At 56.7% G+C, this 24,445-nt stretch carries 24 protein-coding genes; 13 read left to right on the top strand and 11 right to left on the bottom strand.

Annotated elements, in window-relative coordinates; translation table 11 throughout:
* Nucleotides 1-21 precede the first annotated feature (21 nt).
* Entirely contained in the window at nucleotides 22-444 is a 423-nt protein-coding gene (locus F3I20_RS07705; protein ID WP_150015501.1) for a DUF2946 domain-containing protein, read from the bottom strand.
* Nucleotides 445-661: 217 nt separating this feature from the next.
* On the opposite strand from F3I20_RS07705, the gene F3I20_RS07700 reads away from it, so the two are divergent.
* Nucleotides 662-1,600: a D-2-hydroxyacid dehydrogenase gene (locus tag F3I20_RS07700; RefSeq protein ID WP_150037306.1), complete on the top strand. Its 939-nt coding sequence runs from the start codon at nucleotides 662-664 to the stop codon at nucleotides 1,598-1,600.
* Nucleotides 1,601-1,815: 215 nt separating this feature from the next.
* Nucleotides 1,816-2,757 (top strand): Rpn family recombination-promoting nuclease/putative transposase, encoded by a 942-nt coding sequence (locus F3I20_RS07695; RefSeq protein WP_150037307.1) that lies wholly within the window; start codon nucleotides 1,816-1,818, stop codon nucleotides 2,755-2,757.
* Between the two features lie 135 nt (nucleotides 2,758-2,892).
* On the opposite strand, the gene glsB is transcribed toward F3I20_RS07695, so the two are convergent.
* From glsB to fucO, 5 genes are all read right to left on the bottom strand, one after another.
* Entirely contained in the window at nucleotides 2,893-3,813 is a 921-nt protein-coding gene (glsB, locus tag F3I20_RS07690) for a glutaminase B (RefSeq protein WP_150037308.1), read from the bottom strand.
* Between the two features lie 90 nt (nucleotides 3,814-3,903).
* Nucleotides 3,904-5,103 (bottom strand): CynX/NimT family MFS transporter, encoded by a 1,200-nt coding sequence (locus tag F3I20_RS07685; RefSeq protein ID WP_150037309.1) that lies wholly within the window; start codon nucleotides 5,101-5,103, stop codon nucleotides 3,904-3,906.
* A gap of 174 nt (nucleotides 5,104-5,277) precedes the next feature.
* Nucleotides 5,278-5,448 (bottom strand): YdgH/BhsA/McbA family protein, encoded by a 171-nt coding sequence (locus F3I20_RS23880; protein ID WP_013196156.1) that lies wholly within the window; start codon nucleotides 5,446-5,448, stop codon nucleotides 5,278-5,280.
* 104 nt (nucleotides 5,449-5,552) lie between these two features.
* Complete coding sequence (locus F3I20_RS07680) at nucleotides 5,553-5,726, bottom strand: GhoT/OrtT family toxin (RefSeq protein ID WP_008924737.1); 174 nt, start codon at nucleotides 5,724-5,726, stop codon at nucleotides 5,553-5,555.
* Between the two features lie 321 nt (nucleotides 5,727-6,047).
* Nucleotides 6,048-7,196: a lactaldehyde reductase gene (gene fucO, locus F3I20_RS07675; protein ID WP_150037310.1), complete on the bottom strand. Its 1,149-nt coding sequence runs from the start codon at nucleotides 7,194-7,196 to the stop codon at nucleotides 6,048-6,050.
* 252 nt (nucleotides 7,197-7,448) lie between these two features.
* Here fucO and F3I20_RS07670 point away from each other — a divergent pair, with 252 nt between their 5' ends.
* Nucleotides 7,449-9,086, top strand: coding sequence for a dihydroxyacetone kinase subunit DhaK (locus tag F3I20_RS07670; RefSeq protein ID WP_150037311.1), 1,638 nt, complete (start codon nucleotides 7,449-7,451; stop codon nucleotides 9,084-9,086).
* Between the two features lie 5 nt (nucleotides 9,087-9,091).
* Here F3I20_RS07670 and F3I20_RS07665 read toward each other — a convergent pair whose 3' ends face one another.
* The gene (locus tag F3I20_RS07665; RefSeq protein WP_150037312.1) at nucleotides 9,092-9,970 is read right to left on the bottom strand and encodes a LysR family transcriptional regulator; all 879 of its coding nucleotides are present in this window, start codon (nucleotides 9,968-9,970) and stop codon (nucleotides 9,092-9,094) included.
* A 244-nt stretch (nucleotides 9,971-10,214) separates the two neighbouring features.
* Here F3I20_RS07665 and F3I20_RS07660 point away from each other — a divergent pair, with 244 nt between their 5' ends.
* Both F3I20_RS07660 and F3I20_RS24405 read left to right on the top strand, forming a co-directional pair.
* Complete coding sequence (locus tag F3I20_RS07660; RefSeq protein ID WP_150037313.1) at nucleotides 10,215-10,763, top strand: YbhB/YbcL family Raf kinase inhibitor-like protein; 549 nt, start codon at nucleotides 10,215-10,217, stop codon at nucleotides 10,761-10,763.
* 84 nt (nucleotides 10,764-10,847) lie between these two features.
* Complete coding sequence (locus F3I20_RS24405; protein WP_369414034.1) at nucleotides 10,848-11,072, top strand: hypothetical protein; 225 nt, start codon at nucleotides 10,848-10,850, stop codon at nucleotides 11,070-11,072.
* A 141-nt stretch (nucleotides 11,073-11,213) separates the two neighbouring features.
* On the opposite strand, the gene proP is transcribed toward F3I20_RS24405, so the two are convergent.
* Nucleotides 11,214-12,680 (bottom strand): glycine betaine/L-proline transporter ProP, encoded by a 1,467-nt coding sequence (gene proP / locus F3I20_RS07650; protein WP_150015493.1) that lies wholly within the window; start codon nucleotides 12,678-12,680, stop codon nucleotides 11,214-11,216.
* A 477-nt stretch (nucleotides 12,681-13,157) separates the two neighbouring features.
* Here proP and F3I20_RS07645 point away from each other — a divergent pair, with 477 nt between their 5' ends.
* The 6 genes from F3I20_RS07645 (at nucleotide 13,158) to F3I20_RS07620 (ending at nucleotide 17,789) form a co-directional block, all read left to right on the top strand.
* Entirely contained in the window at nucleotides 13,158-14,177 is a 1,020-nt protein-coding gene (locus F3I20_RS07645) for an isopenicillin N synthase family dioxygenase (RefSeq protein WP_150015492.1), read from the top strand.
* Nucleotides 14,178-14,211: 34 nt separating this feature from the next.
* Nucleotides 14,212-15,015 (top strand): MetQ/NlpA family ABC transporter substrate-binding protein, encoded by an 804-nt coding sequence (locus tag F3I20_RS07640; RefSeq protein WP_150037456.1) that lies wholly within the window; start codon nucleotides 14,212-14,214, stop codon nucleotides 15,013-15,015.
* Nucleotides 15,008-15,796: a methionine ABC transporter ATP-binding protein gene (locus F3I20_RS07635; RefSeq protein WP_150037314.1), complete on the top strand. Its 789-nt coding sequence runs from the start codon at nucleotides 15,008-15,010 to the stop codon at nucleotides 15,794-15,796. The genes F3I20_RS07640 and F3I20_RS07635 overlap by 8 nt, the downstream gene beginning before the upstream one ends.
* Nucleotides 15,784-16,452 carry a methionine ABC transporter permease gene (locus F3I20_RS07630; protein WP_150037315.1) on the top strand — a complete coding sequence of 223 codons (669 nt, stop codon included), beginning with the start codon at nucleotides 15,784-15,786 and terminating at the stop codon, nucleotides 16,450-16,452. Before F3I20_RS07635 ends, F3I20_RS07630 begins: the two co-directional genes overlap by 13 nt.
* 136 nt (nucleotides 16,453-16,588) lie before the next feature.
* Nucleotides 16,589-17,179, top strand: a complete 591-nt coding sequence (locus F3I20_RS07625) for an NAD(P)H-dependent oxidoreductase (RefSeq protein WP_150037316.1) — start codon at nucleotides 16,589-16,591, stop codon at nucleotides 17,177-17,179.
* Nucleotide 17,180: 1 nt separating this feature from the next.
* Nucleotides 17,181-17,789, top strand: coding sequence for a TetR/AcrR family transcriptional regulator (locus tag F3I20_RS07620; protein ID WP_150037317.1), 609 nt, complete (start codon nucleotides 17,181-17,183; stop codon nucleotides 17,787-17,789).
* Between the two features lie 85 nt (nucleotides 17,790-17,874).
* On the opposite strand, the gene malG is transcribed toward F3I20_RS07620, so the two are convergent.
* From malG to malE, 3 genes are read right to left on the bottom strand one after another with little or no spacing between them, the layout of a single operon-like run.
* Nucleotides 17,875-18,765 (bottom strand): maltose ABC transporter permease MalG, encoded by an 891-nt coding sequence (gene malG / locus F3I20_RS07615; protein WP_013196178.1) that lies wholly within the window; start codon nucleotides 18,763-18,765, stop codon nucleotides 17,875-17,877.
* A 31-nt stretch (nucleotides 18,766-18,796) separates the two neighbouring features.
* The gene (malF, locus tag F3I20_RS07610; protein WP_150037318.1) at nucleotides 18,797-20,323 is read right to left on the bottom strand and encodes a maltose ABC transporter permease MalF; all 1,527 of its coding nucleotides are present in this window, start codon (nucleotides 20,321-20,323) and stop codon (nucleotides 18,797-18,799) included.
* Nucleotides 20,324-20,381: 58 nt separating this feature from the next.
* A complete protein-coding gene (malE, locus tag F3I20_RS07605) occupies nucleotides 20,382-21,572 on the bottom strand; it encodes a maltose/maltodextrin ABC transporter substrate-binding protein MalE (RefSeq protein WP_150037319.1) in 1,191 nt (396 codons plus the stop codon).
* A 362-nt stretch (nucleotides 21,573-21,934) separates the two neighbouring features.
* Here malE and malK point away from each other — a divergent pair, with 362 nt between their 5' ends.
* Both malK and F3I20_RS07595 read left to right on the top strand, forming a co-directional pair.
* Nucleotides 21,935-23,044 carry a maltose/maltodextrin ABC transporter ATP-binding protein MalK gene (gene malK, locus F3I20_RS07600; RefSeq protein WP_150015485.1) on the top strand — a complete coding sequence of 370 codons (1,110 nt, stop codon included), beginning with the start codon at nucleotides 21,935-21,937 and terminating at the stop codon, nucleotides 23,042-23,044.
* 43 nt (nucleotides 23,045-23,087) lie between these two features.
* Nucleotides 23,088-24,389 carry a maltoporin gene (locus F3I20_RS07595; RefSeq protein WP_150015484.1) on the top strand — a complete coding sequence of 434 codons (1,302 nt, stop codon included), beginning with the start codon at nucleotides 23,088-23,090 and terminating at the stop codon, nucleotides 24,387-24,389.
* Nucleotides 24,390-24,445 lie beyond the last annotated feature (56 nt).

The raw sequence follows: 24,445 nt of genomic DNA, 5'->3' as shown, positions 1-24,445 counted from the left end.
AAAGGCGATTGTGTGACGTTGTCACGCAATCGAATCAGAAAGCAGTGAGTGTGACGTGAAAGTGGGCGGTGCTCGTGGTCGGTGGAGACGCAGCATCCATCGCCACGGAGGCGGATGAATCGCAGAGGGCGGCGGTGCGCGGCTGATCAGACGCATCCACCAGATGAACGGGACAAACACCCAGAGCATCAGCGGCACATGCACCAGCAAATCGCAGTAACCACAGGCGAAACCAGGATCGATCATCATCCCATGGTCCGCCATCGACATCATCTCGCTGTGATGATGCATCATTGGCATCTCTGCGCTCATAGCGGAGACGCGCTGCATTGTGGCGTGATGCTCAGCCAGATTCTTTGAAATCATCGGGGCAACAAACAGCAGCAGCACGGCCAGTATCGCAATACCGGCAGTGAGTCGATGTCTGAGTGAAGATTTCTGCATGATTTAACGGGCGCAAGGGGTAAGAGTTCCGGGCGGCAGTGTAACGCGAAGGGGATAAAAGGGTTAAATAAAGTGGCATCTGTTCCGAAAAAATTCGCACTCTTTGAACATATTCACTTTAATTTCAGCATCATTTAACTTAGATGTTACTCGTTAAATACATACAAATAACATTGATGAGTCGGTTGCATTGAACCGAACCCATAAAGGAATGAAGATGAAAATTGTAATGCTGGATGGTGATACGCTGCCTGTCTCTCTGCCGACCCGGCAACAACAGGCTGACTGGGAGATTCGCACGCAGACTCCGGTCAGTGACATTGTCTCTTCGCTTACGGGCGCGACGGTTGCGATTACCAATAAGGTGCCGTTGCGCGCCGACACCCTGGCGCAGCTGCCCGAACTGCGCTTTATCTGTGTTGCGGCGACGGGTTATGACTGTGTTGACCTCAACGCGTGCCGTGAGCGCGGCATCGTGGTCAGTAATGTGCCCGGCTACTCTACCCAGAGCGTGTCGGAGGCGGTGATCGCCGCCATTTTCGCCCTGCGTCGTCAGATAATGGCCTATGCCGTTAACACCCGCATCGACTGGCCGCAGGCACAGCACTTCTGTCTGCATCGTCAGCCGATAGGGGATATTGGCGGCGTCGCGCTGGGTATCGCGGGCAGAGGTGATATCGGTCAGGCGGTCGGCAGGCTGGCCCAGGCGCTGGGAATGAAGGTGCAGTACGCGGAGCGCAAAGGCAGCGACAGCGTGCGCGAGGGCTATGTCAGCTTTGAGCAGATGCTGGCCACCAGCGATATTGTTTCGCTGCACTGCCCATTGAGTGACAGCACCCGACAGATGATTGACCGTGATGCACTGGAGAAAATGAAACCGCATGCGCTGCTGATTAACACCGCGCGTGGCGGACTCATTAACGAGGCCAATCTTGCTGAGGCATTAAAGCAGGGGCTGATTGGTGGCGCGGCGCTGGATGTCCTGAGCAGCGAACCCCCCTCTGCAGATAATCCGCTGCTGGCAGATTTGCCCAATCTGCTGCTGACGCCGCACATTGCCTGGGCGAGCCGTAGCGGCGTTGAAAACCTGGTGACTGGCGTGATGGCCAATATCGCGGCCTTTATTCAGGGTGAGCCGATTAATGTGGTGAGCTGAGCCGGGTCGAATGGCTTTTTAAGGCCCGCAATGCGTTGATATTCAGAGCAACCTCGTAGAATTCAGGAAAAGTGTTTTACGGGGTTCAATCATCAGAGTATTCATTGCGTTATTTCCATCCGTACTTTAAACGTTCGTGCGCTACAGGATTTAGCGCCTTTTACAGGCTGAATCAGCCGTTATCAGCGCTTCAGGAACAGAAAGGATTCTGGTCAGTGAAAAAGAACAACAGCACGCACACGCCTCATGATGCGACATTCCGGCAATTTCTGACTCAGCCAGATATTGCCCGGGATTTCCTGGTGCTGCACCTGCCGCCAGAGTTGTGCGAACGCTGTGATCTCAGCACATTGAAGCTGGAGTCGGGGTCGTTTGTCGAGGATGACCTTCGGCAATACTTTAGCGATGTGCTTTACAGTCTTAAAACTACCGCTGGCAATGGATATATCCATGTACTCATTGAGCATCAGTCATCACCTGACAAACATATGGCATTTCGGCTGATGCGCTATGCAGTGGCTGCCATGCAGCGCCATCTTGACGCTGGGCATAAGAGATTGCCGCTGGTGATACCCATACTGTTTTACGTGGGCAGACGCTCTCCCTATCCTTATTCGACCCGGTGGCTGGATGAGTTCGACGACCCGTTGCTGGCGGACAGGCTTTACAGCCACAGTTTTCCGCTGGTCGATGTCACGACGATTCCTGACGATGAGATCATGCAACACCGCAGCATGGCGGCACTGACCCTGTTGCAGAAACATATCCGGCAGCGGGATCTGGCAGAACTGATGGACAGGCTGGTATCCATTTTGATGGCAGGCGAACACTCTTCATCGCAGGTGATATCATTGGTAAACTACATTGTGCAGGCGGGCGAAGTATCAAACGCTAAAACCTTTGTACAGGAGCTGGCACAGCGTGTGCCCCAACACGAGAACGCACTTATGACTATCGCACAACAGCTTGAGCAGATAGGGCTTGAGAAAGGCATTGCACAAGGTCGCATCGAAGGTAAAGAGATCGGTCTTCAACAAGGAAGGAAAAGCATGCAACTCAGAATTGCCCGCACCATGCTAAAGAGTGGGATGGATTGCAATACCGTCATGCAGATGACCGGTCTGACAGAAGATGAGCTGCCACAGCTTTCGCACTAAGAATTTTTTGCGCGCTGATTAACGCTGACGACTCAAATCGCCAGCGTACTGCACTGAAAATATCAAATCAGCTTGCCGGAATCATGGGAACTCCATCGCTTTTCATCACGGCGAGCCTGTTATTGGCGCTCAGAGTCAGAATATCGAGCGCCCCAGCTTTTCCGTCAGCAATTCGAGCACAGCGGTGCCCGCCAGCGAATTACCTGCGCTATCCAGCCCGGGTGACCAGACGGCAATGCTCATCTCGCCAGGGATGACGGCAATAATTCCGCCACCTACGCCCGACTTCGCAGGCATCCCGACCCGCCACGCGAATTCGCCTGCGCCATCATACATCCCGCTGGTGATCATCAGTGCGTTAATCTGCCGTGTCTGACGCGGTGTAATCATCTGGCTGCCATCCAGTGTTTTACCCAGATTAGCCAGATAGACGAAGGTGCGCGCCAGTTCAACGCAGTTCATCGATAGTGAGCAATAGTGGAAATAGGTCTGCATGACGCTGGTGACATCATTATCGAAATTACCAAACGACTTCATCAGCCAGGCGATCGCGGCATTGCGGGCAGAATGTTCAAACTCAGAGCGGGCAACGTGGCGATCATAATTGATATCGGGCTGCTGGCTCAGCTGGCGCACAATTTCCAGCATTCGCTGGCGCGGCGCAGTCAGGCGGGTTTCCAGAAGATCGCAGATTACCAACGCCCCGGCATTAATAAACGGATTACGCGGCTTGCCCTGTTCCAGTTCCAGCTGCACCAGGGAATTAAATGGCTGGCCTGATGGCTCTTTTCCCACCCGCTGCCAGATTTCACTGTCGTCATAGCGGGTCAGCGCCACGGTCAGCGATAGCGCTTTAGATATCGACTGAATCGAAAAGCGTGTCTCCGCATCGCCCGCCTGAAAGAGGGTGCCGTCACGCAGGCAAACGGCAATGGCCAGATTGTCGGCCGCGACATCGGCCAGTGCGGGGATATAGTCAGCGACTTTTCCCCGATGGACCAGCGGACGCACCTGATCCAGTACCTCCTGTAGCAGAGCATTATTCAGTTCAGACACGCACCTTTCTCCCGTCGGTTTTCGCTGACCGGCAATGCGCCAGGCATTTGCGCCCGCCAGTCATCTGTAATGAGTCGCTGATCGGCATGTTCAGCTGATGGGTTTTGACTGTGCTGCCAGCGGAGCCAATGCCATCTGTAACAGGCTCAGCAGTGCCAGCACGCTGAAGGGCAGCGTCCAGTTACCGCTTTGTTCATGGAGCACGCCAAAAAACAGCGGTCCCAGGGCTGCCAGCGCGTAGCCCACACATTGCGCCATGCCTGAAAGTTGTGAGGCCTGACGGTGATGTGTGGCGCGCAGATTAAACAGCGAGAGGCAGAGCACCAGTGACGCTCCGGCACCCAGTCCGGCCAGTGTCAGCCAGATCAACGCCCATTGCGGATTAAGCAGCAGACCTGACATACCGAGGAAAATACCCGAGGAAGCAATGAATGCGGTGAGCCGGGCATCTTTTACCCGCTTCAGGACCACCATGCAGCCCAGGTTAGCAACGATTGCAATTGCCTGATACCAGAACAGCAGCCAGCCAGCCTGCGCCTGAGTGAAGCCATTATCCTGAGCAAACACGGCAAACCAGTCGATCAGGGTATAAAATGCCAGCGATTGCAGTGCCATAAACAGGGCGATTTGCCAGCCACCGGCTGAGCGCCACGCATGACGATATGCAACAGGTGCATCAGTCGGCGCTAAGGATGACTGCCGCTGCCGTAAAAGCGGCAGCCAGGCGAGGAGCGCAACCAGTCCCGGCAGCGCCCAGACAACCAGTGAGAGTCGCCAGCCCGCCGTTGTGAGCTGGCTCAGCGGCACGGCAATGCCAGACGCGAGGCTGGCGGTAATCGACATGGTGGCGGCATAAAGGCCAATGTATCTGGCGGTATGGGCGGTGAAATCGCGCTTAATTAGCGGCGGCAGCAGGACGTTGGCGGCGGCAATACCTGCGCTCAGCAGCAGCGTTCCGCTCCATAATGCCGCTTCAGCAGGCAACCAGCGCAACAGTGAACCGGCAGTGATCAGGCACAGTGCGCCCCACAAACTGCGTTCCAGCCCGACCCGATTCCCCAGCCAGACGGCAGGGGGGGCGAGCAGGGCAAACAGCATCAGTGGAATAAAGTTAAACAGGCCTGCTTCGCTGGCGCTGAGGCCAAAAGTCTGGCGGATATCCTGCAGCACCGGGCCGACGGCGGTAATCGGTGCCCGAAGATTCGCTGCGGTCAGCAGCAGGACGAACAAAAAAAAGCTGGCGCTGGAAAACGCAGCGAGGGGTTTAGCTTGCTGTTGTACAGGCATCATGGCAGGGATCATCACTTGCAGCAGTGCTGCGGGGGCGTTGGTTGACGTTAACGCTTACGCATCAGAATTGATGTCTGGGCGCTACTTTACTGACCGGTTAGCGGCCTGTAAAGCCTTGTTATGTGATGAAATAGCGTAAATGCGATCTCGCCACAGTGCTCGCTGTATCGCTGATTAGTGAAACTCAGGCTCGGGGAAGTGACCGCAATCGTTCTGGCTGGGATTAGAGCCGGGCTGGCAGGTCTGCTGCCGGGTTTCGGCCGCGGGAACCGGTTTTTCAGCGTGCCACGGGGCGCTACAGGCACTCAGAAGAGAAACCAGAATCATCACACTCACTACGCGCATATCCGCTCCTTTTTAACCATTATGAGCAAGGTCACGTCGGTGATCGGCGGTTGGCAGGTCAGGGACGTCTTACCTGAGTGTGATCGCTAAGGGAGAAATGTCAATTAAAACAGCGCAAACATCAGCGCAACAGGAAAACTCATCGGCCAGGTGGCACCCACCAGAAAGGCGCTCAGTAGTTTGATGCTCAGCTTATCTTTGGCGATGAAGAAAGTGATCAGCGTCGCGACCAGTGCAACAACGGCATAGAAAATTAGCATACCCTGGTACAGTGTCATTGATATCTCCGCAGCCTCATTAAGGTTTTCGCTGCGCATGATGCGGATTTTTGTGATCCAGATCAAGCGAATCAGGGTTTAGCATCTAAAGAAATTATCGGTCAGTGCGGCTGAATTACGCTCTGACATCCATGATGATAGCGGGCGATTTCAGGCTGAAACCGTGCCGTAAAAAACGGGTCGAACCTTTACTAATACCGCGATCCTCTCTGAACAAGCTCTGGCGAATGATTGCTGACTGACTGTTACCCTGACGTAAAAAAACCCGCCAGGGTAGGGGCGGGCCAGAAATGGCAGTGCATGACTACACAGCGACGCGTTTTAACTCTGACGATAGAGCGCCATCACCGCTTCCAGATCGGGCGTCCGGGGGTTACCGCCGGTGCAGACGTCATCCAGCGCCGCCTGCGCCAGGGCAGGGATATCCGCCTCCTGTAAGCCGACCTCGCGCAGCGAACGCGGAATACCCACATCGCGGCAGAGCTGACGAACCGCAGCGACAGCCGCTTCCCGCGCCTGATCCAGCGTCAGTGTGTCCACTTGTTTCACACCCATCGCACGGGCAATATCGCGATATTTTTCGCCTGTTGACGGGGCATTCCACGCCATCACCTGTGGCAGCAGAATGGCGTTCGCCACGCCGTGCGGCACGTTGTAAAAGGCACCCAGCGGATGCGCCATACCATGCACCAGACCGAGTCCGACATTGGAGAAGCCCATACCGGCCACATACTGCCCCAGCGCCATCTGCTCAACAGCAGCAATATTTCCGGCCACCGATTCGCGCAGCGACTGGCTGATAATTTCAATGGCTTTGAGGTGCAGCATGTCAGTCAGGGGCCAGGCACCGCGCGTAATGTACCCTTCAATCGCGTGAGTCAGGGCATCAATACCGGTGGCCGCTTTCAGCGAGGCGGGCATGCTCGCCATCATCTCCGCATCAATAATCGCCACTTTTGGAATGTCATGCGGATCGACGCAGACAAACTTGCGACGATTCTCTTCGTCGGTGATGACATAGTTAATGGTGACTTCTGCCGCGGTACCTGCCGTGGTCGGTATAGCAATGATAGGCACGCACGGATGACGGGTTGGGCTGACGCCTTCCAGACTGCGAACATCCTCGAATTCAGGGTTGTTGATAATAATGCCGATGGCTTTGCTGGTGTCCTGCGGTGAACCACCGCCGATGGCAATGAGGTAATCAGCACCTGATTCCCTGAACATAGCAACGCCCTGCTGCACGACCCGGATAGTCGGATTCGGCACGACCTCATCATAGACCGCCCAGTCAAGCTGATGCTGTTCCAGCAGGTCAGTAATCCGCTTCAGCGCACCGGCCGCAATCAGCGCTTTGTCAGTGACAATAAGCGCTTTACGCATCCCGCGACGCTTTACCTCTTCAGGCAAATGACGCAATGCGCCAGCACCAAACCAGGCGGTTTCATTCAGAATCATACGTTGAGTCATCAAAACATCCTCTGTTAACAAATGGTTTTCTACGATCCGTTATCCGCTTTTCAGGTTCTGCGCATAACCTCTCAGTTTAAGGTAAGGACATTTGATAAAAATCAATGAATTAGTAAAGAGTGCTGCGCGCATTTCATTCAGGCAGAGCTTTCGTCTGATGGGGTCGCGATGAGAGGCGGTGGATTATGCCCATCGTCAGTTGTGTGCAACACTTCGTTATCACATACCTGTCCGCCCATGAGGAATGAAGACATGACCCGATTCGTAATGAATAAAAAGGATGAACTCGTCGACAACGCGCTGGATGGCATGATTTACGCCAGTCCGTGGCGCAATCTGGTGCGGCTGCAGGTCGATCCCCACATTCGCATCGTGATGCGCAGGGACTGGAAAAAACAGCAGGTCGCACTGATCTCCGGTGGCGGTTCCGGCCATGAACCGGCGCACGTCGGCTTCATCGGTAAAGGAATGCTGACGGCGGCCGTCTGTGGCGATGTGTTTGCCTCACCCAGCGTTGATGCGGTTTATAACGCCATCATCAACCTTACCGGTGACGCGGGCTGTCTGCTGATTGTGAAAAACTACACCGGCGATCGACTCAACTTTGGGCTGGCGGCTGAAAAGGCCCGCAATGCAGGGTTCAGCGTCAATATGGTGATTGTCGGTGACGATGTGGCCTTACCGGATAATCCTCAGCCACGCGGCGTGGCAGGCACGTTGCTGGTGCATAAAGTGGCAGGCTTTGTCGCCGAGCGGGGTGATGATTTGGCGGCGGTAACTGAGGCCGCAGAGACCGCCAGTCGTGCTATCGCCAGCATGGGGGTAGCGCTTTCCAGCTGTCATCTGCCGGATGAACAGACCGGCCAGCGGGTGCCCGACGGTAGTGTGGAAATGGGGCTGGGGATTCACGGCGAGCCGGGCGTTGACGTCATGCCGACTCAGAACAGTCAGCAGATTGTGCAGCATCTGCTGGAGAAGGTGATGCCAGGCAAGGATCAGCCCTGTGCGCTGCTGGTGAATAACCTTGGTGGAATGTCGGCGCTGGAGATGAGTCTGGTCACACGTGATCTGATTGAGTCGCCGCTCAGCCGGGGAAGCCGTTATCTGATTGGCCCGGCACCGCTGATGACCGCGCTGGACATGAAGGGCTTTTCTGTCACCTGCATGACGCTGACGCCGCTGTTCGAAGCGGCAATCTGCGCCCCGGTCGAAGTGACCGGCTGGGTTCCGGCGGTTGAGATCACCTCGCGGCAGCCGGTTAACGCAACCCGGGAGACGACAGCGCATCCGGTGCAACCCTCCGAAAACCCGGCGGTCGCTGCCTTTGTGAACCGCATCTGTGAAACGCTGATTGCCAGTGAAAGCGAGCTGAATAAACTCGATGCGCAGGTGGGTGACGGGGATACCGGCTCGACCTTTGCTGCTGGCGCGCGTCAGATCCAGCGTGAATGCGCCGATAACCAGCTGCCGCTGAATGTTCTGCCCGACCTGCTCGCGGTAACAGGTGAGCGACTGGCCACGGTGATGGGTGGTTCCAGCGGCGTGTTGATGGCTATCTTCTTCACCGCCGCGGCGCAGCACCTGTCGGAAGGGGATGTCTTACCGGTCGCTTTACAACAGGGTCTGGAAAAAATGAAGCAGTATGGCGGGGCTAAACCGGGCGATCGTACACTGATTGATGCGCTCCAGCCCGCGATTGAGGCGCTGGTGGCGGGCAAATCGCTGGCAGCAGCAGCAGATGCGGCGCAGCAGGGCAGTGATGCAACCGCCAGCATGGGGAAAGCAAAGGCGGGCCGATCATCTTATCTCAATAGCGCGAACCTGAATGGCGTGCCGGATCCCGGTGCGGTTGCAGTCGCCAGCGTGTTTGCGGCATTACAAACGCTTTAGCTCAATCACGGCGCTAAACGCGTCTGTAAAAAGGCCAGTAACTGGCGGTTAACTTCGCTGCGCTGGCGGTGCTGTGGGTAAACCGCATTAAGGGAGAGCGGTGGCGGCTGGCAGCCGTCCAGCACCGTCACCAGTTCACCCCTTTGCAGGGCTGTCTCTACGATAAAAGCGGGTAGCAAGACCAGTCCGAGTCCCGCCAGGGCGGCATCACGCAGCACTTCGCCATTGTTACTCACCATGGGGCCCTGAACCGACAGCCATTTCGCTTTGCCATTAACCTGCAGTTCCCAGCCATTCTGACCTTCCCGTCCGTAGCGCAGGCAGGCGTGTTGCAGCAACTCTTCGGGCTGCTGCGGCGTGCCGGCCCGCTGCAGATAACCGGGACTGCAGCAGATTACCCGCTTCAGCTCACCCAGCGGGCGGGCAATCAGCGTGGAATCGGCCAGGGTGCCGATGCGAATCGCCATATCGACGCCTTCGCCAATTACATCAACATAGCGATCGGCCAGCTCTATCTGAAACTGCAGTGCCGGATGATGGCTCAGGAATTCAGCGATGAGTGGTGAAAGATGACTCATGCCAAACGACATCGGCAGATTGATACGGAAGGTGCCGCGCAGCGCCTGATGCTGCTCCGACACCGCCAGTTCTGCTTCCTGAATCTCATCCAGAATGCGCTGAGCATGCTGCGCAAAAAGTTGTCCTGCATCCGTCACTGACAGCTTACGGGTGTTGCGTATCAGCAGACGTACGCCTAATGACGCTTCCAGCGCGGCCATGCGGCGGCTGACATACTGTTTCGATAGCATCAGCTGCTCAGCGGCTGCGGTGAAATTGCCAGCATGTATCACGGCGATGTAAATCCGGAGATCATCGATCTGCATAGTGTCCACTTGTTGGTGACAGTGACGGGGTTTCAGGCGAAAAATCAGCCGCAGGCGTTAACTTATATCGGGTAATGCGTCTCAGGGCAACGCGTCACCGCCTTCAGCCAGCGCGACAGCGATCATAGATTTGCCGTTCCGCAATGTTTAAACGGGCTGTCAGCCGGGCTAATCGTATTAAAGCCGTTATAGTAAGCAGGCAGTGATGCAATCCATCCGGAACTAACCTGATAAGGAGTGGCTGGTGAAAAAATTACTCTGCGCAACGGTGCTTGCCGTTTTGCCAATAACCACGCTGGCGGCGTCGGTGTTTACGCTGCAATCACAGGATTTCAGCGATAATGCCCTACTGGATAAAAAGTTTGCCGGTGCCAATAAAAGTAATCCTTCCTGCACCGGTGAGAATATCTCTCCCGAACTAAACTGGTCTGCGACTCCGGCGGGCACCCGCAGTCTGGTCCTGCTGATGACCGATCCGGTCGGGGCTAAAGGGCTGGGCGTGACACATATGGTGGCCTATAACATTCCGGCCAGCCGTTCGTCGTTCCCGCAGGGCGCGCTGACAGAGGGCAACGATTATACCGGCGGAAAAAATACACCCGGGACACTGCACTATTACGGGCCTTGTCCACCCAAAGGCAGCGGCCTGCATCACTATAACTTTGTGCTGATCGCCACCGATTTGCCGGTGGGCCAGCTTAAGGCCGGGTTAACCCAGGCAGAGCTGGTGGCACAGCTGAAAGGTCACGCCCTGGGCGCAGCCAGCACGGTCGGCCGCTTCAGCAACGAATAAGCGTTAAGTTTGCAGAGGCAGTGGCCTGTCTCTGCGTACAGCGGGGCAGTTGCCGTTGAAGATCTCTCGGAGGCGCACCGCTAAGTGATCGGTATAGGTCTCCAGCGCGAAGTGGCCGCTATCGAGTATCTCCACCACCGCCTGCGGATTATCGCGCTGGCAGGCTGGTTATTGCGCCTGGCGGAACAAAGAAAGGATCGTGTGAGGCAGCAACCGGGACAGGCTGCAACGCTGCTGACGCCGGAAGAGTTCAGCAGCGTCCGCGTCTGTAAACATTCCGACCGCTCTGTGGTTTTGCGATCGCACTAAAGCACATCGCCGCCGCTGGTGAAGCATGGCGCTGTGTGGCAATCGGGTGAAAGTCGCGCGTCTCAGGGCAGTGAAAGCGGGTGGGTAGATCGTGTGGGTGCCAGATAAAAAAACACCCTGCCGGGCAGGGTGTCAAAAGCGTTATTTCGCCGCGGCCGTGGCGGGCTTTTGCCGTTTACGCAGCTTGTCGATCAGTCGATGCGCTTCCGCTTTAGTTGCTACCGCAGGTGAGGATCCGGTCAGCGGCTGACGCGCCGTTTCACGCACCGTCAGGATAGTCAGCAGGCCAATCACGCCTGCGCCCATCATGTAGTAAGCGGGCATCATGTTGTTTTTGGTGGTATCCACCAGCCACGCGGTAATCAGCGGTGTTGTACCGCCAAACAGCGATACCGACAAATTAAAGCCGATAGCCAGTGCGCTATAACGAATATCCGTCGTAAACAGCGCTGGCAGCGTCGAAGGCATGGTGCCGCTGAAGCAGGTGTGCAGCACGCCCAGAATCAGCAGGCCGCCAAATACCGCCCACATGTTACCGGAACCAATCAGCATAAAGCTCGGAATGGCGAGCAGGATCAGGCCTACTGCACCAAAGCCAATCACCGGACGACGACCAATGCGATCGGTCCAGCGCCCCCACAGCAGCGTCAGCGGCATCATCACGAACATCGCCACCATCACCAGCAGCAGACCACTCAGCTCTGGGAGTCCCAGCACGCCGGTGAGGTAACTCGGCATATAAGAGGTCAGCATGTAGTTAGAGACGTTGAACAGCAGCACCAGACCGATACATTTCAGCATCGGCGCACGATACTTGCTCAGCATCTGCATCAGCGTCAGGCGCGGTTTGCTCTGTTCCAGCGCTTCCTGCTTTTCCATGTGCTGCTGGAATGCCGGAGTCTCTTCCAGCTTCAGACGGACATAGAGGCCGAACAGACCCAGCGGCGCGGCAATAAAGAACGGCACGCGCCAGCCCCAGGACATCATCGCCTCGTTCGACATCACCGTGGTCATCACCGTCACCAGGCTGGCACCCAGCAGGTAGCCGCCAATGGTACCGAACTCCAGGAAGCTGCCCATAAAGCCACGACGTTTGTCGGTGGAGTACTCTGCGATAAAGGTCGCTGCGCCACCATATTCACCGCCGGTCGAGAAGCCCTGAATCAGGCGTGCTACCAGCAGCAGAATCGGGGCCATAATCCCTATTGACGAATAGGCCGGAATCAGCCCGATACAGAATGTCCCGATCGACATCATGATCATCGTCATCGCCAGCACTTTCTGGCGGCCAATGCGGTCACCCAGCGGGCCAAACACCAGACCGCCAATCGGACGCACCAGGAAGGCGGCGGCAAACGTACCAAAGGTAGCGATCAGCTGCACCGCGTTGTTGGCATCCGGGAAAAAGACTTTGCCGATGATGACGGCAAGATAGCTGTATACGCCAAAGTCGAACCATTCCATCGCATTACCGAGCGCTGCTGCGCCAACTGCGCGCTTCAGCATGTCGTTATCGATGACGGTAATGTCGTCGACAGTCAGCTCTTTGGGCTTCCTGTTCCAGAAATGTTTCTTTGGGTGTTCAGACGATGTGTTTCTGGTGTCCATATTCTCCTCAGATACTTCAATGAAGGAGTCTTATAGCTTTCGCAGCCGCAAATAATGTTCAGAAGAAACCGTGGAAATGAAAGCTATAAGAAGCCGAATAATTTTTAAGTGAAGCGGCAGAAACCGCAGCCGGTAAACCTTAGACTACGAATGTAAGGTTTTGCAAGTTTTCAGCCGAAATAACTGGATTTTCTGGCAAAGACAGTACACTGGACTTACTCATGCCTGCTTACGCACATAAACATTTGGTCATATTCCGCCTTTATGACTGTTTTATAAATGGCTTTGTTTCTGTTTTGTTCATATCTCAGTCGCGACAAAACAGCGGAGCAGTAGCGCAGAGTAATCTGCGGGTGGAATAGCGGCGGTGTGGTGGGATATTCCCATCCGCCGCATATCCATAGCAGGATTAGTTGGTAGTTAACGCATAACTGCAATGGCACTGTAATGCTATTCCATGCCAGCAGAGTGTTAATCATGAGCGCGTTAACCCCAGCAGAATTGCCGGTCATTGATTTCGCATTATTGTCAGGTAATCAACAGCAGCAGCGACAGGTTCTTGAAAAATTAAGTCAGGCCGCGCGTGATGTCGGTTTCTTCTACTTAATTAATCACGGTATCGACCGTGAATTACTGGATGAGGTTCAGCGGGTCGCTCGGACGTTTTTTGCGCTACCGCAGGCGGACAAAACGGCGGTCGCGATGGCCAACTCACCGCATTTTCGTGGTTACAACCTGGCGGGCGTGGAAATCACCCGCAGCCAGCCCGACTATCGTGAGCAGTTCGATATTGGTGCAGAGCGCGAAGCGCTGCCCGTCACCGCCGATTCCCCGACCTGGCAACGGATGCAGGGGCCGAACCAGTGGCCTGAAGCCTTGCCTGAATTGCAGACGGTGGTGACCCGCTGGCAGCAGCAGATGACTGCCGTGGCGCTGGAATTGCTGCGCGCCTTTGCTGAAGCGCTGAACCTGCCACGTAACGCTTTCGATAACCTGTATGGCGACTATCCCAACGAACACATCAAACTGATCCGCTATCCGGGCCGCACCGAGGGTGAATCACGCCAGGGTGTAGGTGCACATAAGGATTCGGGTTTCCTGACCCTGTTATTACAGGATGATCAGCCGGGCTTGCAGGTTGAAGTGACGCCGGACAACTGGATCGATGCCTCACCTTTGCCGGGCGCGTTTGTGGTCAACATTGGCGAACTGCTGGAGCTGGCGACCAACGGCTATCTGCGCGCGACGGTACACCGCGTGGTGTCGCCGCAGCAGAACAATGAGCGGTTATCCATCGCCTTCTTCCTTGGCGCACAGCTCGACGCCGTCGTGCCAGTCTATCAGCTTCCCCCGCAGCTGGCTGAGCTGGCGCAGGGACCGAGCAGCGATCCGCTTAACCCGCTCCTGCGTGAAGTGGGCTGGAACTACCTCAAAGGCCGGCTGCGTTCGCATCCGGAAGTCGCCCAGCGTTTCTACCCCGAACACAACACCCACTAAAACTACGACTGATAACGATAAGAGATAAATGATGATGATTAAAAAGCGCTTTCTGGTTCTGGCTGGTCTTTCACTGCTGATTGCTCAAAGTTTACAGGCTGCACCGCTGCGTGTGGCGGCCGATCCGCTGCCGCATGCGGAAATCCTGGAGTATGTCAAAACGCTGGATCCGAAACTGGATATCAACATTGTTGAGCTGAGCGGGGGCGTGAATGCCAATGAACTGCTGGCATCCGGGGATGTCGATGCCAACTACTTCCAGCATCTTCCTTATTTAAAAGATCAGGAGAAAGCGCTGGGGAAAACCTTTGCTGTCGTCGCCAGTGTGCACATTGAGCCGCTGGGGATCTACTCGCGTAAGGTGAAATCGCTGGCGGCATTGCCAGAGGGCGCGAGCATTGCCGTGCCGAACAACACCACCAACCTGAGTCGCGCACTGTGGCTGTTGCAGGACAAAGGGGTGATTAAACTTAACGCGCAGGGCGAGGCGGGCTCGACGCTGGTGACGCCGAAAGATATCAGTGAAAACCCGAAGAAAATTAAAATTGTTGAGATCGAATCACCGCAGCTGCCACGTTCACTGGATGACGTTGATGCCGCCATTATCAACGGCAACTATGCACTGGAAGCGGGTCTGAATCCGGCGAAAGATGCGCTGGGGCTGGAATCTGCGGCGCATAACCCTTACGCCAACCTGCTGGTGACCACGCCTGAACTGGAAAAAGACCCGCGAGTGATTCAGCTGGCGAAAGATCTGCGCTCGCCGCAGGTGGCGGAGTTCATCCGTAAAACCTATCAGGGCTCTGTGATTCCGGTCGCGGACCAGCAGCATGATTAAGCTCAGTCATCTCAGCAAACACTATGCTGGCGCATCTGCGCCAGCGTTAGACGATATCTCTCTGACCATTGAAGAGGGCACCATCTTTGGCATCCTGGGCCGGAGTGGGGCGGGCAAGAGTACGCTGCTGCGCTGCCTCAACCGGCTGGAGAGTCCCTCAAGCGGCAGGATTGAGATTGATGGTCAGGATCTCGCCGCACTGAGCCTGGCGCAGCTGCGTCAGCAGCGCCAGCAGATGGGGATGATCTTCCAGCACTTCAATCTGCTGCATTCCCGTAACGTGCAGGACAATGTCGATCTGGCGCTGGAGATCGCCGGTGTGCCCCGGGCGGAACGCCGCCAGCGGGTCGCCTCGCTGCTGAAACTGGTGGGGCTGGAGTCCTTCGCGTCGGCCTGGCCGTCGCAGCTCTCGGGTGGACAGAAACAGCGCGTCGGCATCGCCCGCGCGCTGGCCGCACGACCGCGTTATCTGCTGTGCGATGAGGCGACCAGCGCGCTGGACCCCGAAACCACCACCTCGATTCTGGATCTGCTGGCCGATATTCAGCAGCAGCTCAATATCACGGTTGTGTTGATTACCCATGAAATGGCGGTAGTAAAGCGTATCTGTGACGGTGCGGCGTTGCTGGAGAATGGCCAGCTGGTCGAGAGCGGTACGCTGAGCCAGATTATGGGACGCGAAGAGGGACGCCTGCGCAAAATGCTGCTGAAGGATGGCGAAGCGGACCGGGCGTTTATTGAAAAATATCAGCGAGAGGCATTCACCCGATGCGTAGCATGAGTAGCGATCGGTTTCAGGAACTGCTGTTGAACGCCACAGGCGAAACATTATATATGGTGCTGCTGGCGGCACTTTTTACGGTTGCGATAGGTTTACCGGCAGGCGTGCTGCTGTTTCTGACGCGTCCCCAGGGCATCCTGCCAAACTGCGCGATTTCACTGCTGCTCAATGCGCTGGTCAATACCGGGCGCGCGCTGCCGTTTGTGGTGCTGCTGATCGCTCTGATCCCCTTTACCCGCTTGCTGGTCGGCACCACGCTCGGCAGCACCGCCGCGATTGTACCGATTACGCTGGGTGCCTTTCCCTTCTTTGCCCGCATCGTGGAGAACGCGCTGTATGAGGTCGATCGCGGCCGCATTGAGGCGGTAGTCTCAATGGGCGGCACCCTGTGGCATATTGTCAGCCGCGTATTGCTGCCGGAAGCGCTGCCCGCGCTGGTGGCGGGCATTACCCTGACCATTGTGATGCTGATTGGCTTCTCGGCGATGGCGGGCGTGGTCGGCGGTGGCGGACTGGGCGATCTGGCAATTCGCTACGGCTATCAGCGCTTCGATAATCAGATTATGGCGGCCACCATTGTGGTGTTGCTGGCGCTGGTGATGCTGATTCAGAAACTCGGTGACCGCCTGGTGCGTTCGCTGGCTTATCGGCGGTAGGCGTTGGCAGGTCTGGCGACAACGACGTTTTAACCATAAACGCGGTCAGCCAGAAGAACAGACATTGCCACTTGCTAACCTACCAATGGTAACTTACCTTTAGTAGCTTAACAGCTAATCAGGTAAGGTGACAACGATGCATGCACTTATAGTAACTTCCCATCCCAATCAGGATGCGCATTCCCATCGCGTGGCGGACCAGCTGGCGCAGGGCATAATCTCGACAGGGCACCATACGGTTGAAAAGGCTGACCTGGCGACAGAAGGGTTTGATCCGCGCTTCACGCTCGATGATCATCGACGTTTCAACGGGAAGGGGGCGGCGACGCCCGATGTGCTGGCGGAACAGCAGCGACTCGACCGCGCCGATGCGCTGGTGCTGGTCTATCCGATTTACTGGTGGTCATTCCCGGCACAGCTCAAAGGCTGGATCGACCGGGTGTTTATCCAGGGTTGGGCCTTTAGCGAAGAGGATGGCCGGGTGATTAAACGCCTTGGCCATCTGCCTGTTCATCTGGTCGCCATCGGCGCGGCGGACACCCGAACCTTTATGCGGCGCGGCTATTTCGCCAGCATGCGTAATCAGATTGAAAACGGCATCTTTGACTATTGCGGTGCGCCGGTAGTGACCAGTGAGCTGTTACTGATCGGCGATGAAGGTTATCCTGAGTCGCACTATCAGCTGGCGCAGCAACTGGGTCAGCGTGTGTTCGCCCATCAGGAATAGTATGGCCGTTGAAAAAACACCCCGTAAGCGTCTGTCACGCGAGGCCCGGCGCAGGCAGTTGTTGGACGTCGCGTGGCAGATAATGCAAACCGAAGGCAGCGAGGCGCTGACCCTGGCGCGGGTCGGCGAAGCGGCGGGAGTCAGTAAGCCGGTGGTGTATGACCATTTCACCACCCGTCATGGGCTGCTGGCGGCGTTGTATGACGATTTTGATCGCCGCCAGAGCGAGCGGATGAATGCGGCGATGGATGCCGCGCCGATGCAATTACCACAAAAAGCGGACGTGCTCGCGGCCTGTTATGTCGATTGTGTGATGACAGAGGGGCGAGAAATCCCCGAACTGCTGTCCGCGCTCAATACCTCACCGGAGCTGGCCGCCGTAAAACGCCACTATCAGCTCGATTTTATTGCCCGCTGTCAGCGCTGGCTTGCGCCTTTTGCTGGCAGAAGGGGTATTGCCGAAGCTGGCATGTGGGGACTGCTGGGCGGCGCGGATGCCATCGCAGGCGCGGTGGCACGCGGCGATATCAGCAAGCCGGAAGGTCAGCATGCGATAGCGGCTATCGTGATGACGCTGGTGACGGGTAGTCTGACTTCAGAAGCGGATTAGCACAAAAAAGGCGGCCCGCTGGCCGCCGAATCATTCAACCACAACAGACGTTGTGTAAGCAGTGGCAACGTACAATGATGATCGTTTAGCCCTTCACCCCGCCCGCGGTTAATCCGCTTACCAGCCAGCGCTGTGCCAGCAGGAACACCAGGGTGATCGGGATCGCGGAGAGCACCGCCGCCGCGGCAAAATCGCCCCACAGGTAGTTTTGCGGATTGAGGTACTGTTGCATCCCCACCGCCAGGGTATAACTGTTGACGTCGCGCAGCAGCAGCGAGGCGACCGGTACTTCAGTCACCGCGGCGATAAACGCCAGAATAAACACCACCGCCAGAATCGGCACCGACAGCGGCAGCAGCACCAGCCGGAAGGCCTGCCACGGCGTCGCACCATCCAGCGCGGCGGCCTCTTCCAGTGACCCATCGATGGTTTCGAAATAGCCCTTAATGGTCCAGACATGCAGCGCAATACCGCCCAGATAGGCGAAGATCACCCCACCGTGGGTATTCAGCCCGATAAAGGGCAGATACTGGCCGAGACGATCAAATAATGCATAGAGCGCCACCAGCGACAGCACCGCCGGGAACATCTGGAAAATCAGCATTCCTTTCAGCAGGCTGGCACGGCCGGTAAAACGCATACGGGCAAACGCATAGGCGCAGGTGGTGGAGAGCGCCACGATGCCCAGTGCGCTGATGGCCGCAATCTTGATCGAATTCCATAACCACAGCAGCACCGGGAAGGGCGGCGGCGTCACACGCCCGTCGGCATGTTCCACGCTAAAGCCCAGCGCCAGCCGCCAGTGCTCCCAGGAGATCTGCTCCGGGATCAGGCTGCCGGTGGCAAAGTTACCGGCGCGCAGTGAAATCGCGATCACCATCAGCAGCGGAAACAGAATCGCGGCAATAAATAACAGCAGCAGCAGATGCGTGGTCAGCAGACGCAGACGCTGCGATTTGGGTTGTACCATAGCCATAACAGCTCCTTAAACCTGGTCCATCAGGCTATTAATCGAATTTCATCCGCGAGGCTTTCAGGTTAATCACCGCCAGCGCACCCACCAGCAGGAAGATCAGCGTGGCAATGGCGGCGGCCAGACCAAAGTCCTGCCCGCCACCACCTTCAAAGGCGATACGCCAGGTGTAGTTCACCAGCAGGTCGGTATAACCGGCTGGCGTGGTGGTGCCGAGGCGATCCGGCCCGCCGTTGGTCAGCAGCTGCACCAGCACAAAGTTATTAAAGTTAAAGGCAAAGCTGGCAATCATCAGCGGCATCAGCGGCTTCAGCAGCAGCGGCAGCGTAATCAGGAAGAAGTTCTGCAGCGGTCCTGCACCGTCCATCGCCGAGGCTTCATAGAGGTCGTCCGGAATCGCCTTCAGCAGCCCCATGCAGAGGATCATCATGTAGGGGTAGCCAAGCCAGGTATTCACAATGATCAGCATGGTACGCGCCAGCGTCGGATCGCTGAACCAGGCGGGTTTCACACCAAACAGCGCGCTGAGCATCACGTTAATCTCACCAAAACTCTGGTTAAAGAGCCCCTTGAAAATCAGGATCGAGATAAACGCTGGCACGGCATAGGGCAGGATCAGCATCACCCGATAGATCGCTTTGCCGCGCAGCGCCTCCCACTGCACCAGACAGGCGAGCACCATGCCGACGGCGACGGTGAGCACCACGGTGATCAGTGAGAAGAACAGCGTCCAGCCAAATATTGCCAGGAACGGTTTCTGAATCCCTTCGTCGGTAAAGACCCGCACGAAGTTTTTCCAGCCGGTATTCACGGTAAAGCCGGGACTCAGCGTTTCGTTGCCCCAGTTATTGTCTGCGTTGATGGCCTGATAAAAACCGGTCTGCGGGTTGGCGCGGTAATGCGTGCCGCTCTGCTGGTTAATCAGCTCATCCTGCGCGCCAACCCGATAAAGCGGCTGGGTACCAGAGAACTGGCGCAGCGAACTCATCCGCAGCTGACGGCCATCCGGCAGCTCGGCGCGGATCTGGCTCAGCGCCTGACGATGGGTGGTGATCACTCTGAAGTTGGCGCGTTCGCCTGCAGGGCGTGCCGCGGGGGCCATTTTCAGCGTCTGATCTGAGCCAAAGGCAAATGGCGGGGAGACAAAATTGCCGTTGCCATCGTTCAGCACCAGCTGCCAGCGATCGCCCGCCGGGAAGAGTGAAAAATTCACCGCCTCACCCGACTGGAAGGTGCGGCCCAGCAGCACCTGTTGTGCCCGCTCAAAGGTAAGCTGGTTACTGCTGCTGTAGTTGGTAAAGGCGATAGCGATAGTGCAGGCGAGGGGGAACAGCACAAACAGCGCCATTCCGGCGACGCCAGGATAGACATAGCGCCACGCATAGGCGCGACGGTTGGCAAAAATCCACAGTCCGGTCGCGCTGAGGATCAGCGTCAGCAGCGCAAACAGATATTCGCCCTGCGCGTACATCAGCACCAGCAGATAGCCGACCAGCAGACAGCAGAGCCCGAGGAGAACGCTTTTTAGCAGCAGACTGCGCGTTTTCGGTTTTCCTGACATGATGCGGTTTTCCTTAACGATCACTCAAGCCGGGTTGCCCCGGCTGTAAAGGGAAGAATTACTTCTTCAGACGGGCCTGGGCATCTTTCAGTGCGGCGTCAACGCTCTGACGACCGCCCAGCGCGTTCAGGGTCGCGGTGCGCATCGCGTACCAGAAGGCTGCCATCTGCGGGATGTTCGGCATGATGTCGCCCTGTTTCGCGTTGCTCATGGTGGCGGCGATACGCGGATCTTTCTCCAGCGTCTGCTGGTAAGATTTCAGCGCCACGGCACCCAGCGGCTTGTCTTTGTTGACCGTTTCCAGTCCGGAATCGGTCAGCAAATAGTTCTCCAGGAATTCCTTTGCCAGCTCTTTGTTAGGACTGGCGGCATTGATCCCGGCGCTCAGTACCCCGACAAAGGCTTTAGACGGTTTCCCGTTCAGCGTCGGCAGTTCTGTGACGCCATAGTCGATGCCGCTCTTATCCAGGTTGCCCCACGCCCACGGACCATTGATGGTCATGGCGGTTTCGCCCTTGTTGAAGGCGGCTTCGGCAATGGAGTAATCGGTATCTGCATTCAGGGTTTTCGCTTTAACCTGATCGACCAGGAACTGCATGCCCGCTTTCGCTCCGGCGTTATCGACGCCGACATCCTTCACGTCATAGTGTCCGTCGGTCAGCTTAAAGGCATAAGCCCCGCCAGCAGCCAGCAGCGGCCAGGTGAAGTAGGGCTCCTGCAGGTTAAACATCATGGCGCTTTTGCCTTTGGCGCGCAGTTGCTTATCAAGGTCAGCAATCTCTTCCCAGGTTTTTGGCGGCGTCGGCAGAAGCTTTTTGTTGTAGATCAATGACAGCGACTCCACTGAAATCGGATAGCCGATCAGCTTGCCGTCGAAGCGCACCGCGTCCCAGGTGAACGGGAAGATCTTGTCGCGGAAGCTGGCATCCGGTGTCACCTCAGCCAGCAGGCCCGACTGCGCGTAGCCGCCAAAACGGTCATGCGCCCAGAAGATAATGTCGGGGCCATCGCCGGTCGCCGCGACCTGCGGATACTTCTCTTCCATTTTGTCAGGATGTTCGACCGTAACTTTGATACCGGTCTCCTGCTCAAACTTCTTACCCACTTCGGCAAGGCCGTTATATCCCTTGTCACCGTTAATCCAGATGACCAGTTTACCTTCCTCGATTTTTGCCATGGCGCTTGCCGAAAAGAGCACGGCAGAGAGGGCAGAAAGGGCCAGAATTCGTGCTCCGGTTTTCATCGTCATAAATCCATCCTGTTAGCGGAAGTGGTGAATGCTCTGTCGGCATCATTGTGCGTATCCACACCGGCATCTCATCCTCCTGCGCTCTACGCCCCTTGCGTAATCGCTGTGATCGCACTGGCAAAAAGCGCCTTAAGCGCGAGCTGAAGCGGCAAAAAATCCTGCAGGTCTGCGTCAGCGATCACAAAAAAGCGCGGCAGCGCGCGGCCTGCCGCGTCAGCCCGCGTTTCTCCTCCTCCCGCCTCCTCCCCCAGCAGATTGCCCTGCGGCGGAGGATGTTACGCCTTGTTTCCTCTCGCATAGTGAGCCCCGGAACCCGTCTGCCGCCCGGCAGACACGAATGTGCAGCTAAGAGGGAAGGGATCATGGCGAGCGTTGTGCTACGCAATGTCACAAAAGCCTGGGGCGATACGGTGGTGTCGAAAGATATCGATCTCACTATTCGTGAAGGGGAATTTGTTGTTTTCGTCGGCCCGTCGGGCTGTGGCAAATCGACGCTGCTGCGCATGATTGCCGGGCTGGAAACCATCACCAGCGGCGAACTGTTAATCGGCGACCGGCGCATGAATGAGGTGCCGCCTGCCGAACGTGGCATCGGCATGGTGTTTCAGTCTTATGCGCTCTATCCCCATCTGTCGGTGGCGGAGAATATGTCGTTTGGCCTGAAGCTGGCCGGGGTGAAAAAAGCGGAGATCCATCAGCGCGTCAATCAGGTGGCAGAGATTCTGCAACTGGCGCACCTGCTCGATCGCCGTCCCAAAGCCCTCTCTGGCGGACAGCGTCAGCGCGTGGCGATAGGTCGCACGCTGGTGGCGGAGCCGCGCGTCTTCCTGCTGGATGAACCGCTGTCGAACCTCGACGCGGCGCTACGTGTTCAGATGCGCATTGAGATCTCCCGTCTGCATAAGCGCCTGAAGCGCACCATGATTTACGTCACCCACGATCAGATCGAAGCGATGACACTGGCTGACAAGATTGTGGTGCTGGATGCCGGGCGCATTGCGCAGGTCGGCAGGCCGCTTGAGTTGTATCACTATCCCGCCAACCGCTTTGTCGCCGGATTTATTGGCTCACCCAAAATGAATTTCCTGCCGGTCAAAGTGACCGCCACCGCCATCGATCAGGTGCAGGTGCGGCTGCCGAATCAGCAGCTGGTCTGGCTGCCGGTGGACAGCGCCGGGGTTCAGGTTGGCAGCAATATGTCACTGGGCATTCGCCCCGAACATCTGCTCTCCAGCGATATCGCCGACGTTACCCTGGAAGGGGAAGTGCAGGTGGTGGAACAGCTGGGGCATGAAACACAGATTCACATCGAGATTCCCGCTATCCGTCAGAACCTGGTCTACCGCCAGGAGGACGTCGTGCTGGTAAAAGAGGGCGCCATCCTTGGTATTGGCCTGCCGCCCGAGCGTTGTCACCTGTTCCGTGAGGACGGGAGCGCGTGCCGCAGGCTGTATCAGGAGCCGGGTGTATAGCCCTGCCAAAAACAATAAAAGCAATGACCTCAGGAGATAGAAAATGTTAACTCTGCGCAAACTTCCCATTGCCGTTGCCGTCGCGGTGGGAACCCTCTCCGCCCCGACGATGGCGGTTGATTTTACCGGTTACGCCCGTTCCGGCATTGGCTGGACCGGCAGCGGTGGCGAACAGCAATGTTTCCAGGCGACCGGCGCTCAAAGTAAGTACCGTCTGGGTAACGAGTGTGAAACCTACGCCGAACTGAAATTAGGCCAGGAAGTGTGGAAAGAGGGCGACAAAAGCTTCTATTTCGACACCAACGTGGCTTACTCCGTGGCGCAGCAGAATGACTGGGAAGCGACATCACCCGCCTTCCGCGAAGCCAACGTCAAAGGTAAAAACCTGATTGACGCGCTGCCAGGTTCCACCATCTGGGCCGGTAAGCGTTTCTACCAGCGTCACGACGTTCACATGATCGACTTCTACTACTGGGATATCTCCGGTCCGGGCGCGGGTCTTGAAGATGTTGATCTCGGCTTCGGTAAGCTCTCTTTCGCAGCAACCCGTTCGTCTGAAGCGGGCGGCTCTTATACCTTCTCAAGCGATCGTATCCGTGACTTTGCCACCAGTACTGCCAACGACGTGTTTGATGTGCGTCTGGCCGGTCTGGAAACTAACCCGGATGGCGTGCTGGAACTGGGTGTCGATTACGGTCGTGCCAATGCCCGTGACGACTACCGTCTGGAAGATGGCGCGTCGAAAGATGGCTGGATGTTCACGGCTGAACATACCCAGAGCATGCTGAAAGGCTACAACAAGTTTGTGCTGCAATACGCAACCGATGCGCTGACCTCGCAGGGCAAAGGCGTGCCGCAGGGCACCAGTCTGAATAACAACGGTGACATGTACCGTATTCTCGATCACGGCGCGATCTCCCTGGCAGAACGCTGGGACCTGATGTACGTCGCCATGTATCAGAACATCGATCTGGACAACAACCGCGGCACCGAGTGGTACACCGTTGGTGTGCGCCCGATGTACAAATGGACGCCGATCATGAGTACGTTGCTGGAACTGGGCTATGACAACGTGAAATCGCAGCAGGCTGGCGAGCGCAATGGTCAGTACAAAGTGACGCTGGCACAGCAGTGGCAGGCGGGTGACAGCATCTGGTCACGTCCGGCGCTGCGTCTGTTCGCTACCTACGCCAAATGGGATGAGAAGTGGGGCTATAACAAAGACAGCGCCGGCGATCTCACCACCTTCGCCTCGGCTGACTCTACCGGCAACGGCATCCTGACCAACAGTCGCGGTAATAACGACGAAGTCACCTTCGGCGCGCAGATGGAAATCTGGTGGTAAACCTTTTCTGACAGGCGCGGCCTCGCGCCTGAGGGATCTCTTTGGTCGTGGTGTGC

The sequence above is a fragment of the Candidatus Pantoea gossypiicola genome, from assembly GCF_008632075.1.
In the GTDB taxonomy this organism is placed as follows: domain Bacteria; phylum Pseudomonadota; class Gammaproteobacteria; order Enterobacterales; family Enterobacteriaceae; genus Pantoea; species Pantoea gossypiicola.
This window is presented reverse-complemented; position numbering and strand designations above follow the sequence as displayed.